This is a genomic window from Sphingobium sp. TomTYG73 (genome assembly GCF_055394245.1).
This window is the reverse complement of record NZ_AP027339.1, coordinates 75,916-89,921: the sequence shown is the minus strand read 5'-3', so window position 1 is coordinate 89,921 and position 14,006 is coordinate 75,916. Positions and strand designations below refer to the sequence as shown.

The 14,006-nt window shown below is 64.9% G+C and carries 13 protein-coding genes; 3 read left to right on the top strand and 10 right to left on the bottom strand.

The genetic code is table 11. The features are described 5' to 3' along the window. Nucleotides 1-182: 182 nt before the first annotated feature. Together ACZ5TH_RS00465 and ACZ5TH_RS00460 are read right to left on the bottom strand one after the other, a co-directional pair. Nucleotides 183-1,385 (bottom strand): CmpA/NrtA family ABC transporter substrate-binding protein, encoded by a 1,203-nt coding sequence (locus ACZ5TH_RS00465; RefSeq protein ID WP_464794234.1) that lies wholly within the window; start codon nt 1,383-1,385, stop codon nt 183-185. After that, complete coding sequence (locus tag ACZ5TH_RS00460) at nt 1,382-1,963, bottom strand: ANTAR domain-containing response regulator (RefSeq protein ID WP_464794233.1); 582 nt, start codon at nt 1,961-1,963, stop codon at nt 1,382-1,384. The genes ACZ5TH_RS00465 and ACZ5TH_RS00460 overlap by 4 nt, the downstream gene beginning before the upstream one ends. Nucleotides 1,964-2,150: 187 nt before the next feature. On the opposite strand from ACZ5TH_RS00460, the gene ACZ5TH_RS00455 reads away from it, so the two are divergent. Then, on the top strand, nt 2,151-3,728 hold the full coding sequence (locus ACZ5TH_RS00455; protein ID WP_464794232.1) for an ABC-F family ATP-binding cassette domain-containing protein: 1,578 nt from the start codon (nt 2,151-2,153) through the stop codon (nt 3,726-3,728). On the opposite strand, the gene ACZ5TH_RS00450 is transcribed toward ACZ5TH_RS00455, so the two are convergent. From ACZ5TH_RS00450 to ACZ5TH_RS00440, 3 genes are read right to left on the bottom strand one after another with little or no spacing between them, the layout of a single operon-like run. Continuing rightward, nucleotides 3,725-5,221 carry a DHA2 family efflux MFS transporter permease subunit gene (locus ACZ5TH_RS00450; RefSeq protein WP_464795122.1) on the bottom strand — a complete coding sequence of 499 codons (1,497 nt, stop codon included), beginning with the start codon at nt 5,219-5,221 and terminating at the stop codon, nt 3,725-3,727. The genes ACZ5TH_RS00455 and ACZ5TH_RS00450 overlap by 4 nt on opposite strands. A gap of 38 nt (nt 5,222-5,259) precedes the next feature. Next, on the bottom strand, nt 5,260-6,408 hold the full coding sequence (locus ACZ5TH_RS00445; RefSeq protein WP_464794231.1) for an EmrA/EmrK family multidrug efflux transporter periplasmic adaptor subunit: 1,149 nt from the start codon (nt 6,406-6,408) through the stop codon (nt 5,260-5,262). Further along, entirely contained in the window at nt 6,401-7,912 is a 1,512-nt protein-coding gene (locus tag ACZ5TH_RS00440; protein ID WP_464794230.1) for an efflux transporter outer membrane subunit, read from the bottom strand. Before ACZ5TH_RS00440 ends, ACZ5TH_RS00445 begins: the two co-directional genes overlap by 8 nt. Nucleotides 7,913-8,001: 89 nt before the next feature. Here ACZ5TH_RS00440 and ACZ5TH_RS00435 point away from each other — a divergent pair, with 89 nt between their 5' ends. Beyond that, nucleotides 8,002-8,673, top strand: coding sequence for a TetR/AcrR family transcriptional regulator (locus ACZ5TH_RS00435; protein ID WP_464794229.1), 672 nt, complete (start codon nt 8,002-8,004; stop codon nt 8,671-8,673). Nucleotides 8,674-8,725: 52 nt separating this feature from the next. After that, entirely contained in the window at nt 8,726-9,349 is a 624-nt protein-coding gene (locus ACZ5TH_RS00430) for a response regulator transcription factor (protein WP_464794228.1), read from the top strand. Between the two features lie 13 nt (nt 9,350-9,362). Here ACZ5TH_RS00430 and ACZ5TH_RS00425 read toward each other — a convergent pair whose 3' ends face one another. From ACZ5TH_RS00425 to argH, 5 genes are read right to left on the bottom strand one after another with little or no spacing between them, the layout of a single operon-like run. Then, nucleotides 9,363-10,319: a zinc transporter ZntB gene (locus ACZ5TH_RS00425; RefSeq protein ID WP_464794227.1), complete on the bottom strand. Its 957-nt coding sequence runs from the start codon at nt 10,317-10,319 to the stop codon at nt 9,363-9,365. Then, nucleotides 10,316-11,074 (bottom strand): precorrin-2 dehydrogenase/sirohydrochlorin ferrochelatase family protein, encoded by a 759-nt coding sequence (locus ACZ5TH_RS00420; RefSeq protein WP_464794226.1) that lies wholly within the window; start codon nt 11,072-11,074, stop codon nt 10,316-10,318. Before ACZ5TH_RS00420 ends, ACZ5TH_RS00425 begins: the two co-directional genes overlap by 4 nt. Further along, entirely contained in the window at nt 11,074-12,339 is a 1,266-nt protein-coding gene (lysA, locus tag ACZ5TH_RS00415; RefSeq protein ID WP_464794225.1) for a diaminopimelate decarboxylase, read from the bottom strand. Before lysA ends, ACZ5TH_RS00420 begins: the two co-directional genes overlap by 1 nt. A gap of 25 nt (nt 12,340-12,364) precedes the next feature. Further along, a complete protein-coding gene (locus ACZ5TH_RS00410) occupies nt 12,365-12,625 on the bottom strand; it encodes a hypothetical protein (protein ID WP_449471088.1) in 261 nt (86 codons plus the stop codon). Next, nucleotides 12,622-13,989 carry an argininosuccinate lyase gene (gene argH / locus ACZ5TH_RS00405; RefSeq protein ID WP_464794224.1) on the bottom strand — a complete coding sequence of 456 codons (1,368 nt, stop codon included), beginning with the start codon at nt 13,987-13,989 and terminating at the stop codon, nt 12,622-12,624. The genes ACZ5TH_RS00410 and argH overlap by 4 nt, the downstream gene beginning before the upstream one ends. Nucleotides 13,990-14,006 lie beyond the last annotated feature (17 nt).

Genomic DNA, 14,006 nt, shown 5'->3' with positions numbered 1-14,006 from the left:
CTCTCCGGACGCCCGTTTGTGACGGGACCCGGCCAGCGGCTTTGCTGCAAATATTGTTTGAGGAGAGCGCGACCCCATCCTTGGGCATGCTCATCCATGAACGCGCTTCGTCGCGCGACCTTTTCCTTATCTAATGATTCGTTTCATGTTGCAAGGCACAATTTTTTCGAGCGCCACACGCGTTAGAAACTCTTCAGAAAATCCTCGATATGTTCGGGGTCGAATGTGCGGCCGTCGAAGAAACGGTCGGGGCCGAGCGTCAATTCGCCGCGCTTGGAGCCCACGGCCAAGGGGGACGCGACGGCACCCTCCACCTTCATGCTGGCGCCGGGAATCGCCACATTGCTGTCGGCCAGCGCGCGGCGGAAGATGTCGGGGCGGAATACCGATCCGGCCTTGGCCGCGTTTTCAGGCGTATGATCCACCATCTTCCAGCGGGCGAGTTGCGAATAGAGCCAGAGCGCCTGACTACGCCAGGGAAAAGGCGTCGCTTCGCGAGAGAAGAGCATGAAGTCGGGCATGTCGAGCGGTGGCATGTCCGGTCGTGCGGTGATGCGGCCCGACAGTGCGCGCAGGATGAGGTCGGCGGGCTGATCGACGAAATGCGGTTGCGACAGGAGATGCGCGAGCGCCTCATGATTGGCCGGGTCATCGCACCATGCGGCGGAACGGACCAGCGCGCGGATCAGCGCGTCTACGGTCTGCGGATTTTCCTCCAGCCAGGGGGTGCGGAAGGCCAGCACCTTTTCCACGCCGCGCCGCCAGATTCGCTCGCCAATGGCGACAGCTTCAGCAAGGCCCGCTTCGACAGCCGCGCTGCCCCAGGGTTCGCCAGCGATGAAACCGTCAATTTCGCCCCCGCGCAGGGCCTCAACCGTCAGCGAAGGCGGCACCACGCGCAACAACACGTCGCGATCCGGATCGACGCCCGCACTCGCCAGCCAGTAGCGCAGCATAATCGCGTGACTGGAAAAGCGGTGGACGACGCCGATCACCGGCTTGCGTTTCCACAGGCCGATGGCGGCGGCGAAGTCATGGGCGGTGCCAAGCGGATCGTCGAGCCGTGCGGCGACGTCAGGGTCGAGCGCCTGCGCGAACTCGCGCGCCATCACCAGCATGTTGCCATTGACGTTGAGCTTATAGGGCGCCGACAGCGGCGCGGGCTGTTGGCTCAAACCCAGCGTCACCGCGATGGCGAGCGGCGCCAGCATGTGCGCGGCCTGCACCTGACCGAAGATCAGCCGGTCGCGCAACGTCGCCCAGCTGACCGTGCGGACGAGATCGAGGGCGATCCCCTCCTCCTCCGCGAAACCCTTTTCCCGCGCCACCGCCAGCACGGCGGAATCGGTCAGCGGCAAATAGGCGATGCGCAAGGATATCGTCATAGGCCCCCTCCCAACAGGTCGCTCGCGGTGATCAGTGCCTGGGCGACATCCACGATCTTTTTCCCCTGATTCATCGCGCTCGACCGCAACAGCGCATAGGCGTCCGGTTCGTTGATGCCGCGCTGGCTCATCAGAATGGATTTGGCGCGGTCGATGATCTTGCGGTCGGAAAGCTGCGTCCGCGCCTCGTCCAGTTCGGTCTGGAGTCGGGCGAAGGCGTTGAAGCGGCGCACGGCCAGTTCCAGCACCGGCTTTACCCGCTCCTTGCGCAGGCCATCGACGACATAGGCCGAAACACCCGCGTCGATCGCCGCGCCGATCATGGATTCATCCGACTGATCGACGAACATGGCGATCGGGGTGGCCAGTGCGCGGCTGACCGTGAGCATTTCCTCCAGCGTGTCGCGGCTGGGGCTGCCCAAATCCATCAGCACGACGTCGGGCGCCATGCGTTCGAGCCGCGCGACGAAGCCGCCGCGCGGGGGGACGATGTGGATATCGTCATAACCCGCCTCGCGCAGTCCTTCTTCGAGAACCGTCGCGCGCAGGCCGCTGTCATCGATGATGACGATTCGCATTTGGACCCAGCCCTTTTGGCCCTTCAGTGACGGCGATGCTGCGCCGCGTCAATCGGGGCAGAAGCCGCCGGTTGCCAGCGGAAGGTGCCTGCTATATTAGCACAGGCCAGTTTTCGGAGGATAATCATCATGGACCTGCAACTGATCGCGAAGCCCCAACGCTCTGCTTTCAGGAAGTTTTTTGTCCATGCCTGCGATTACTCTCTCTCATATCAGCTGGTCCGCGCCTGACGGGACATCCGTCCTTAGCGACCTTGATTTTCGTTTCACTTCCGAGCGGATTGGACTTGTCGGACGCAATGGCGTCGGCAAATCGACGCTGCTTGCGCTTGTTTCCGGCAGACTGAAGCCCAGCGGCGGCAGTGTTCAGCTGGACGGGACGGTGGCCGACCTGCGGCAGACGGTGCAGGTCGAGCCGGGCGAGACGATCGCGGATTTGTTCGGTGTTCGGGAGGCTATGGCGCTGCTCTCCAAGGCCGAGCGGGGCGATGCGGACATGGCCGAACTGGAAGCATGCGACTGGACGCTGCCTTCGCGGATCGAGGAAGCATTGGCGGAAGTTGGGCTGAGCGTAGAACCCGATACACCGCTCGCCCAATTGTCCGGCGGTCAGCGGACGCGGGCGGCGCTGGCCGGAGCGATCTTTGCCCGGCCCGACTTCCTGCTGCTCGACGAGCCGACCAATAATCTGGACGCGGAGGGGCGCGCGGCGCTGATCGCTTTGCTGGGGCGCTGGCGGGCGGGTGCGATCGTGGTCAGCCATGATCGGGCGCTTCTGGAGGAGATGGAGGCGATCGCCGAGCTGACCACGCTGGGCATTAGCCGTCATGGCGGCAACTTCTCTTCATGGCAGGAGCGCAAGGCGGTCGAGCTTGCGGCGGCAGAGCAGGACTTGGCCCATGCCGAACGGCATCGGAAGGAGATCGCCAAGCGGACGCAGGTCGCGGCCGAACGCAAGCAGCGGCGCGACGCCGCCGGAGCGCGCAAGGGGGCCAAGGGCGACATGCCGCGCATATTGATCGGTTTGAGAAAGGATCGGGCCGAGGGTTCAGGTGGCGAAGCGGCGCGGCTGGCGGAGCGTCTGCGCCGCGAAGCAACGCTGGCGGCAGAGACGGCACGGCAGCGGATCGAGGTGGTCGAGAGCCTGACCGTCGCCCTGCCCTCCACCGCTGTTCAGGCGGGGCAGAGAATCGTTACGCTGGACCATGTTACGGCAGGTCATGATACCAGCGCGCCGGTGCTCCGGGAGCTGACCCTGAGCGTCAACGGGCCGGAACGGATCGCGATCACCGGGCCTAATGGCGCGGGCAAATCAATGCTGTTGCATGTGATCGCGGGCAGTCTGCCTCCCTTGGCGGGGAAGGTCGAGCGGCCGGCGGCCTGCGCGCTGCTGGACCAGAAGGTGGAACTGCTCGATCCACGCGCCAGCATCGCGGATAATTTCGCCCGCTTGCACCCAAGCGCGACGCATAATGAAGTGCGGGCGGCGCTGGCGCGCTTTCGCTTTCGGGCGGATCTGGCGTTGCAGCAGGCGGGTAGCCTTAGCGGCGGGCAGTTGTTGCGCGCCGGGCTGGCTTGCGTGCTGGGAGGTGCCACCTTGCCGCCGCTGCTGATGCTGGACGAGCCGACCAATCATCTCGACCTCGACAGCATCGCGGCGATCGAACAGGGCCTGCGCGGTTATGACGGCGCGCTGATCGTGGTGAGCCATGACGCGGCGTTCCTGCGCGCCATCGGCATCGACCGGGAAATAGGCTTGCTCTAATGCGCCGCCGACATGTCCACCCGACCGGTGGGCTTGGGCGCGAACCAGACCAGCGCGCCCGCAAGGAACAGGACCAGTGCCGCCACGAAGAAGACATGGTTCATCGACAATATGGTCGCTTGCTGATCGACCAGATTGGCGATCATCTGCGGCGTCTGCTGAGCCGACAGCCCGGAACCCGCGAGCTGCGATCCGACGCCCGGATCAAGTGCCGACACCATTTCATTGCGCGCGGTTCGCTGGCCATTGCCCCAGCCGGTGAGGACGATGGAGGTGGATATCGCGACCGCCAGCGTGCGCAGGAAGCTTTGCATGCCCGCCGCCGACGCGGTCTCTTCCGGCCGCACCGATCCCAGCGTCAGGGTGGTCAGAGGGATCATGAAGAAGGGCATGGCAAAGCCCTGCACGACCTGCGGCATGGCCAAAGTCCAGAAGTCGGCCGTGCTGGTCCAGCCCGATCGCCACATGGTGACCATGCCCATCCAGATCACAGAACCCGATATCAGCAGGCGCACGTCGATCTTGCCGACCGCGCGGCCCGCAAAGGGTGCGGCGATGATCGCGGTCATCGCCGTGAAGGCGGTGACGAACCCTGCCGAATAGGCGGGGTAGCCCATGGACATCTGAAGCCATTGCGGGATGATGACGATCCCGGCGAAATAGGCGCCGAAGCATAGCGACAATGTCAGCACGCCCGATGTGAAGCCGATATGGCGGAACACCCGCAGATCGACGATCGGATGCTCCTCCGTCAGTTCCCAGATGATGAAGACGAGGAAGCCGATCCCGGCCATCACGGCCAGCGCGACGATCATCGGATCGCCGAACCAGTCGTGGTCGCGGCCGGTGTCGAGCATGATCTGGAGGCAGCCGATCCAGAATATGAGCAAAGCGAGGCCGATAAAGTCGATGGGGAGCTTATGCCGTTCCGTTTCGGCAGGGCGCAGCAGCACCATAGCGGAGAATACGCACATCACCGCGATCGGCAGGTTGATGAAGAAGATCCAGTGCCAGCTCCAATTGTCGCTGATATAGCCGCCGATGATCGGCCCCACCGCTGGGCCAGCGAGCGTGGTCATGGCCCACAGGCCCATCACTTTCGCCCGTTGTTCGGCGGGAAAGATGCGCATCAACAGGGTTTGCGACATCGGCATCAGCGGGCCGCCGCACAGCCCCTGTCCGATACGGCAGGCGACGATCATGCCGAGCGTCGTCGAAAGGCCGCAGAGAAGCGAGAAGAGCCCGAAGCCGATCATGCCCCAGATGAACAGGCGCACCGTGCCGAACCGCTGGGCAAGCCAGCCGGTCAGCGGCACGCAGATCGCCTCCGCCACGGCATAGGATGTGATGATCCAGGTGCCCTGGTCAGGCGTGATGCCCAAATTTCCGGCGATGTGCGGCACCGACACGTTCGCGATCGTCAGGTCGAGCACGACCATGAAATTGCTGAGCGCCAGCACGAACCCGGCCAGCATCCGCCGCCGGGGGTCCATGAAAAATCTTTCCGCAGCCTCCGTCACCGCGTGGTTCCTCAGGCGCCCGAAAGGTCGATCTCGACCTCGGTAGAGAGGCCCACGCGCAGCGGATGCGCTGCGAGTTCCTTAGGATCAAGCGCGATGCGCACGGGCAGGCGCTGAACCACCTTGATCCAGTTGCCGGTCGCGTTTTGCGCGGGGATCAGCGCCATGGACGATCCGGTGCCGCCCGAAAAGCCGATGACCTTGCCATGATAGACGACGTCGCCGCCGTAGATGTCCGCAACGACCGTGGCGGGCATGCCGACGCGTACGCGGCGCAGCTGCCGTTCCTTGAAATTGGCATCGACATAGACTTGGCTGAGCGGGACGATGCTCATGATCGGGCTGCCCTGCGCCACGCGCTGGCCGACCTGCACCTGACGGCGCGTCACCACGCCATCTATCGGCGCGCGGATGATCGTGCGGCCAAGGTCGAGCCGGGCATTTTCCAGCTTCGCCTTGGCGGCGAGGACAGCGGGGTCCGTTTCGACCGTCGATCCACTGACCAGAGCATCATTGGCGGCAAGCTGTCCTTCCGCCGCACCCTGAGTCGCGCGTGCCGTCGCCACGCCTGCGCGCGCCTGTTCAAGGCCCGCACGGGCAGCGGCAAATGCCTTGCGCGCGCTGGTGACTTCTTCGCCCGAGACGGCGCCTTCGGGCGCCAGTGCCTCGCGCCGCTGAAGATCGACGCGCGCCTTGTCATAATCGGCCTGAGCGGCGGCGAGCTGCGCGCCCGCCTGCGTGATGTCGGCGCCCCGCGCCTGAACCTGGGCAGCGAGCGACGAACTGGTCGCGGCGGTCTGGCGGAAGCGGCGGCGCGCCTCGGCAAGGTCGGCCTCCGCCTGCGCAACGGCGATGCGGGCGTTGGTGGGATCGAGCCGCACCAATATGTCGCCGCGCTTCACCGCCTGCGTGTCGGTCACCCGCACTTCAACGGCCTGCGCGGAGATAAGCGGCGTCACCTGCGCGATCTCGGCATTCACATAGGCATTGTCGGTGCCGACATGATTGCGGCCGATCAGCAGATACCAAAGGGCATAGATCGCGCCGATGACGAACACGGCGATGGCAAGGCGGACCAGCCATTTCTTGCGCTGCTCCATCCGCGCGCTCTTGTCGGCGCTGCCGGTATCGGCGGTGAATTCGGGGGCTGCATCAGCCATTGGGCAGGTCCTTGGACGATGTGCCGCTGGCAGCGAAGCCGCCGCCGAGCGCGCGAATGAGGGCAATGTCAGTGGAAAAGGTCAGCGCTTCAAGCTCCGCGACGGATTGGCGGGCGGAAAGCAGCTGGTCCTCGACATTCAGCACGTCGAGGAAGGTGAAAAGGCCGCCCCGGTAGCGCTTCTGCGCTATGGCATAGGCCTCCTCCGACGCGGCCAGCCCGGCGCGGGCCTCGGTCAGCCGCTGACCCAATATCCGGCGGCCGGTGACCGCGTCGGCCACGTCGCGATAGGCGCCAAGGACGGTCTTGTCATAATTGGCGACGGCTTCGTCGAAGGTCGCCCGCGCGCCACGATAGCGGCCACGCAGTTCCCCGCCATGGAAGATGGGAAGGCTGATCGCTGGTCCGACATTGCCGAACAGCGAATCCTTGCTGAACAAGGTGTCGAGGAAAGAGCGGGGACCCGACGTCGAGGGGTCAAGGAAGGAAGTATTGTAGCCGAGTGACTGTACCCCGACGAGGGCGCTGAGGCTGATGGCCGGGAAGAAGTCGGCGCGGGCGACCTTGATGCGCTTGGCAGCGGCTTCCGTGCGGGCAAGCGCGGCGGCGACATCGGGGCGGCGTGCCACCAGGTTGGTGGTGACATCGGCGGGCAGGCCCAAATCCGCGACCTTGCCCAGATGCGGCTGCGTGATGGCAAGGCCGCGATCAGGGCCTGCGCCGATCAGCGCCGCGATCTGATGCCGACGGACGGCGATGGATTGGTCGATGCCCGCCAGCACGGCGCGGGCGGCGGACACGGTCGCATCGGCTTGCCGCACGCTGCCCCGCGTTTCCAGCCCGTTGCGCTGCCGCTCCGTCACCAGTTTCTGGCTGGCGGATCGGATGTCCAGCGCGCGTTGCTGGATAGCTCGTTGGTCGAACAGGCGGGCCAGGTCGGCATAAGCATCGGCGATGCCCGTCGTCAGCATCAGACGCGCCTGCTGCGCATCGATGCTGGCAGCCTCCGCCTCCGATGTGGCGGCAGCCAGCGCGGCCCGGTTCCGGCCCCAGAGATCAAGGTCGAAGTTCAGGTCGAGCGCGACTTTCCCCGTGCCCAGCCAACCTTTGGGCACGAAGTCCTTGGGGAAGCCCATATTATAGCTCTGCTTCGTCGCGGCGGCCGATCCGGTAAGATCAACCGACGGGAGCAGCGGGGCTCCGGCCTGCTGCGCGGCGGCGGATGCTTGGCGGAAACGCGCGGAAGCGGCAGCGATGTCGGGGGAGGCGGCAAGTCCCTCCTCCATCAACGCGTCGAGTTGCGAGTCGCCATAGCTTTTCCACCATCCATCGGCTGGCCATAGCGCGTCGCCCTGCCCCAGCGTTTCCGACGCCGCGATGCTGGAGGCTGTCCGGGGCGCGGGCGCCTTGCCGAGATCTGGCACGGCCGCGCAGGCGGAAAGCGCCAAGATCGCGATCGGCAGAAACCCGGCATGCGCGGAATTAATGAGACGATTTAGGGACATAAGAAACTGTACCATGTGGTATGAAAACCGCCTTTGCGCCTGCTGCACGGCCTTGTCAACAAGATAATCGTACTATATGGTACGCCTTTATGAGCGCCCCTGCAGACCTTGCCTCCCTATCCCGCCGCGAAGCAAACAGGCGCGATCGCCGTGATGCGATCGTCGCGGTCGCCCGCCGGTCATTCCTGGAAAATGGCTATGCCGCGACCACCATGTCCTCCATCGCCGCCGAGCTGGGTGGGTCGAAGGGCACCTTGTGGAGCTATTTCCCCGGCAAGGAGGAATTGTTCGCCGCCGTCCTGCGCGACGCGACGGAAACCTATCATTCCAGCCTCGCCCAGCTTCTGGACACGGGTGGTCCACTTGATCAAACGCTCCTGCGCTTCAGTCATGATCTGCTGCGCAAGGTGACGTCACCAGACGCGATCGCCCTGCATCGGCTGGTGGCGGCGGAGTCGAGCCGCTTTCCCAAAATGGGCGAGATTTTCCTGGAACTTGCGCCCTTATATACGCGCAATCTGCTGGCCCGCTTTTTGGAGGGGGCGATGGAGCGGGGCCAATTGCGCCGCGCCGATGCCCAGCTTGCGGCGCGGACGCTGATTGTGCTCACCTTGTCGGGCAGTCACCAGCAGATGATCTGGGGCAATGGTCAGCCGCCCACGCCCGAGCAAGTGGAGGCCGATGTGGCTTTTGCGGTCGATTGCTTCCTGCGCGCCTATGCGCCCGAAGCGGAAGCACCTTCACAGGCAAGATCGCATTAACCATTTCTTTGCGCACTTATCCTAGATCAAGGCGTGTGAGGAGACGCACGCCATGCAGTTTTTCAAATCCGCTGCGAGGACGCTCAATACCGACAGCGACAAGGCGAAGAGCGCTCGCCCGCTCCGTCGCCGCAGGCTTTTGCTGATCGAGGAAGACGACACGGCCCGCGCCGTGATCGCGCGTCGCCTTTCCCATCTCCATTATGACGTGGTGCTGGCCGAAAATGGCTTCGTGGCGCTGAACCGCCTTCTCAGCCGGTCGGTGGACATCATCCTGATCGACATGGGACTGGCGATCCTGCCGGGCATAGCCACCATGAAGAAAATCCGTGCCGCTGGCCTTGCCGGTCAGGCGAGTTTCGTGATGATCGCGGGCAAGCAGGATAACGACAGCGTCGTGGAGGCTTTGGAAGCAGGTGCGGACGATTATGTCACCAAGCCTTTCGACTTCGATGTGCTGGACGCGCGGCTCCGCCATTTGTGCCAGCGCGCCGATGAGGTGAACGCCCTCACCCGGCACAATGCCGAACTCGACGCCCGCATTGCGCGACGCGCGGTGGAACTGGGCGAGACGCGCGACGCGCTTGAGGAAATGCAGGTCGATCGGGCGCGGCTGGTCTCATCGATCCAGGCGTTGAATGATGAAATCGCCCGGCTGAACGCTGCCCGCCCCTGAAACGATCAGGGTTTCAGCGCTTCAACCAGCGAGTCGCGGTGAACCAGCCGCCAATCCCGATCGCCATGGCGACGCAGACCCCTACCACGCCCCAAAAGGCCCAGGCTTCATGGGCAAAGGGAATGCCGTTGACGTTCATGCCGAGCAGCCCGGTCAGAAAGGTGAGCGGCAGGAAAACCAGCGCCACTACCGATATGATCAACGCCTGCCGGTTCATCTGTTCCGCGCGCAGGTCCGTCAGCTCTTCATGCGCTAGCGCCGATCGCTCGCGCACCGCCTCCAGCTCCTCCGCCATGCGGGCGCAGCGGTCCGCCGCTTCCTGCAAATGCAGCCGATCATCGGGGTGAAGCCAGGGCGCATCCGCCGCTGACAATCTTTCAAGCGCCTGCCGCTGCGGTGAGATGAAACGGCGATAGCTTATCGCCGACGCCCGGATTTCCGACACCTGCCGCCGCACCTCGGCCGCGCCATTGTCGCTCAGCGCGCTTTCGATCTCGTCCAGATCATCGCCCAGTTGCGCGACTTCCGGATCAAGCGCTTCAGTGATTTCCTGCGCAAAGGCGGCGATAAGGTCGCCCGGATCGCGAATCTCTCCGGCCAGCATCTGCTTCACCACCGCCTCCATCGCCGCGAGCGGGCGGTAGCTGACGGTGATCACCCGCGCATGTTCGGCCCACAGACGGATCGACACCAGCGGGTCGCCGCTTGCCTCGGCGTCCGCCCCCAGACCGCGCAGGTTGATGAGCGCACCATGCGCCATCACCGTGCAACGCGGCCGGGTTTCCTGCGCCAACAGCGCCGACAGAGCCGCCTGCGGCATATGGTCGCAGCGCGAGACGATGCTTTGGGCATCCTCCCGCCAGCCATCGGCATGAATCCAGCTGAAAGGAGCATGGTCGGCCTGCGCGCAAAAATCATCGAGCGAGATTTCGCGGGCATGGCCGCCTTCATTGACGAACACCCGGCTCATTGCGGCATCTCCAGCCAGAGCGAGAGCCCTTCGCCCGGTGTATCCGGCGGCATGGTGGCGGGGATGCGCACAGCGTCGGCGCGGGCACGGTCCAGGATCGCGGCGGGCACGTCGGGCCTATGATAGATGCGATCGGCCTCCCCGAGCAGGCGCGCCGCGCGGAGCGTCAGGTCATCGGGATCGCCCGACAGCAGGCGCAGTGCGACAAGACGGGAGGGTTCCGCATCGCCCTGCTCCGCCAGCCAGCGGGGCACCTCGTCAGCGGAATCCTCGCCCAGCGGGTCAATCAGACCGCCAGCCGACAGCCCGGCATCAATTGCGCGGCGGCGAGCGCTGGCATCGGGCCAGCGTGCGCGGATGGCGTCTCGGGCAGCGTGCAACGCGGTGGCAAGCCTGCCCAGCTTTTGCGGCAATATTGCCTCGATCCGCTGGCGCAGCGCCTTTGCCAGCCCCGCCGAAGCCCCGCCAGTGCCGATGGCGATCAGCACGGGATCGCGATCAATGATGGCAGGCAGGGTGAAATCGCAAAGCTCCGGCCGGTCGGTCGCGTTAACCAGCACGCCCCGCGTCTTAAGCCGCGCAACCGTCGCATCATCGCCATCGGCAACGATCGCGATGGCTGCGTCCTCAACCTCCCCGACGACGCGCGCGCCCGCCCGTTCCAGCAACCGCCGCTTGGCCTCCACAGCCTCACCGCTGCCCGTCAGGATAACCGGCCTGCCCTTCAACACCAGAAAGACGGGCAGGCTTTGCATCAGCCCTGCACCCAGTCGGGAATGCTGTCCGCCTCGATCAGCGCCTCGATCGGCGGACGCGCGCGGACCACGGCCCATTTGTTTCCGGACACCAGCACCTCGGGCGTCAGCGGACGGCTGTTATAGGTGCCCGCCATGGTCGCGCCATAAGCGCCCGCCGTCATGAAGGCGACGAGATCGCCTGCCTGCACCACGTCCATGTCACGGTGCATGGCGAAGGTATCGCCCGTTTCGCAGACCGGCCCCACCACATTGGCGGTCTCCCGCGCGCCCGAAGGATCAACGGCGCGAATATCATGCCAGGCATCATAGAGGCTGGGCCGCATCAGGTCGTTCATCGCCGCATCGACGATCACGAACGGTGCCTGCGCGCCCTGCTTGACGCGCACCACCCGCGACAGCAGCGCACCTGCATTGCCGACGATGACCCGACCCGGCTCGAACATCAGGCGGACGTTCCAGCCCTGCGTGACCCGCGTCACCATCTCGCCATAGACAGCCGGCAGCGGCGGAATCGGGAGCGATGGGTCGTAGGGGACGCCCAGTCCGCCGCCCAAATCGGCGGTGCGGATAGCATGCCCAGCGGCGCGCAGCTTTTCGATCAGGACGCCGACCTTCGTGAAGGCCGCCTCAAGTGGGGCAAGATCGGTCAGCTGGCTGCCGATATGGACGGCGACGCCTTGCACATCCAATCCCGGCAGGTCACGGGCAGCGGCGTAGCTTTCCAGCGCATGGGTGTAGGGGATGCCGAACTTGTTTTCCGACTTGCCGGTCGAAATCTTGGCGTGCGTCCCCGCATCCACATCGGGGTTGATCCGATAGGCGACCGGGGCTTGTCTGCCCATGGACACCGCAACTTCCGACAGCATCTCGGCTTCCGGCTCGCTCTCCAGATTAAACTGGAAAATGCCATGCTCCAGCGCCAGCCTCATCTCTTCGGCGGTCTTGCCGACGCCGGAAAAGACGATGCGATTGGCCGGAATGCCCGCCGCGATCGCGCGCAGCAGCTCACCCCCCGAAACCACGTCAGCGCCCAGCCCCAGCTTCGCCAGCGTCGCCAGCACCGCGCCATTGGGATTGGCCTTCACCGCAAAGGCGATCAGCGGATCGTCCAGCCGCGACAGGGCCTCTCGAAAGACATTGACGTGGCGCGTCAGGGTAGCGGTCGAATAGATATAGACCGGCGTGCCGACCGCCTGCGCGATGTCCGCCATCGGCACCTGCTCCACATGCATGGCGCCGTTCACATAGTCGAAATGGTCCAAGGCTCTTTTGTCCTAGCGAATCTTGTCAGGGCTGGTTTTCGGGCGGCAGGTTGAACGGATCATCCTTGCGCTCCTCCGACTGCGAGAGGATGTCGACGCTCCGCTCGGGCCGCGACTGCATGGATGGGGTCATGAGCTGCTGCGCGGTGGGGGCAGCCACCGCGCCGACCGGCACCGCAGGCATTTTCTGCCCTGCGACCGGCTTTAACGGCTGACGTCCGCCACAGGCGGCAACCCCAAGCGCCAGCAGGGCGAAAGCGATGTTCCGGCTGATGGCGATCCTCATGCCTGTTCCTTCCGCGCCTGGGTGATCCGCGCGCGCACCTGATCGGGCGCGGTGCCGCCATGGCTTTTGCGGCTCGCGACCGACGCATCGACCGTCAGCACCGCATAGATGCGCTCATCGATGCGGGCGTCAATCGCTTTCAGCGTCTCGATCGGCAGGTCGGCGAGCGGCGTGCCCGCGCTCTCCGCCGCCGCGACGGCGCGGCCGGTGATATGATGCGCCTCGCGGAACGGCACATTGGCTTCGCGGACCAGCCAGTCGGCCAAGTCGGTGGCGGTGGCAAAGCCGCTTTCGGCAAGGCCGCGCATCCGATCGGTGCGGAACGTCACCGTCTCGATCATCCCGGTCATCGCCGCGATCGACAGACCCAGCAAATCATGCGCCTCGAACACCGGCGGCTTGTCGTCCTGCATGTCCTTCGAATAAGCGAGCGGCAGGCCCTTCATCGTGACGCAAAGCGCCGTCATGCACCCCATGATCCGCCCGGCATGGCCGCGCACCAGTTCGGCGGCGTCAGGATTGCGCTTTTGCGGCATGATCGAGCTGCCGGTCGAATAGGCGTCGGGCAGCTTCACGAAGCCGAAGGGCTGACTCGCCCAAATGATGAATTCTTCCGCCAGCCGCGACAAATGAAGGCTGCATTGCGTCGCCGCCATCAGATAATCGAGCGCGAAGTCACGGTCGCTGACGCTGTCGAGGCTATTGTCGGTCGGCTTGGCAAAGCCCAGCGCCGCCGCCGTCGCCTGGCGATCGATCGGGAAACCCGTCCCGGCCAGCGCCGCCGCGCCCAGCGGACATTCGTTCAACCGCGCGCGCGCATCGGCAAAGCGGCTGCGATCACGGCGGATCATCTCATAATAAGCCATCAGGTGATGGCCCAGCGTCACCGGCTGCGCGGACTGAAGGTGGGTGAAGCCCGGCATCACCGTGTCGGCATGTTCCTCCGCGCGGGCGAGCAGCGCTTGTTGCAGCGCCTCAAGCCCCGCTGCCACCTCATCAATGGCGTCGCGCACCCACAGGCGGAAATCGGTCGCCACCTGGTCATTGCGCGACCGCGCCGTATGCAGCCGTCCAGCGGCCGGGCCGATCAGTTCGGCCAGCCGGGACTCGGTCACCATATGGATGTCTTCAAGGTCCAGGTTAACCGGTACGCCATTCGCTTCATACTCGGCGGCGATGCGGTTCAGCCCTTCGGTAATCGCCTGCGCGTCCTCGCCTTCGACGATGCCCTGTTTGGCCAGCATCGCCACGTGCGCCTTGGACCCGGCGATGTCCTGCCTCCACAATCGCTTGTCGAACGGGATGGAGGCATTTATCTCGCGCATGACCGAAGCCGGACCAGCTGCGAAGCGTCCGCCCCACATGCTGTTGGAGCCGTCTC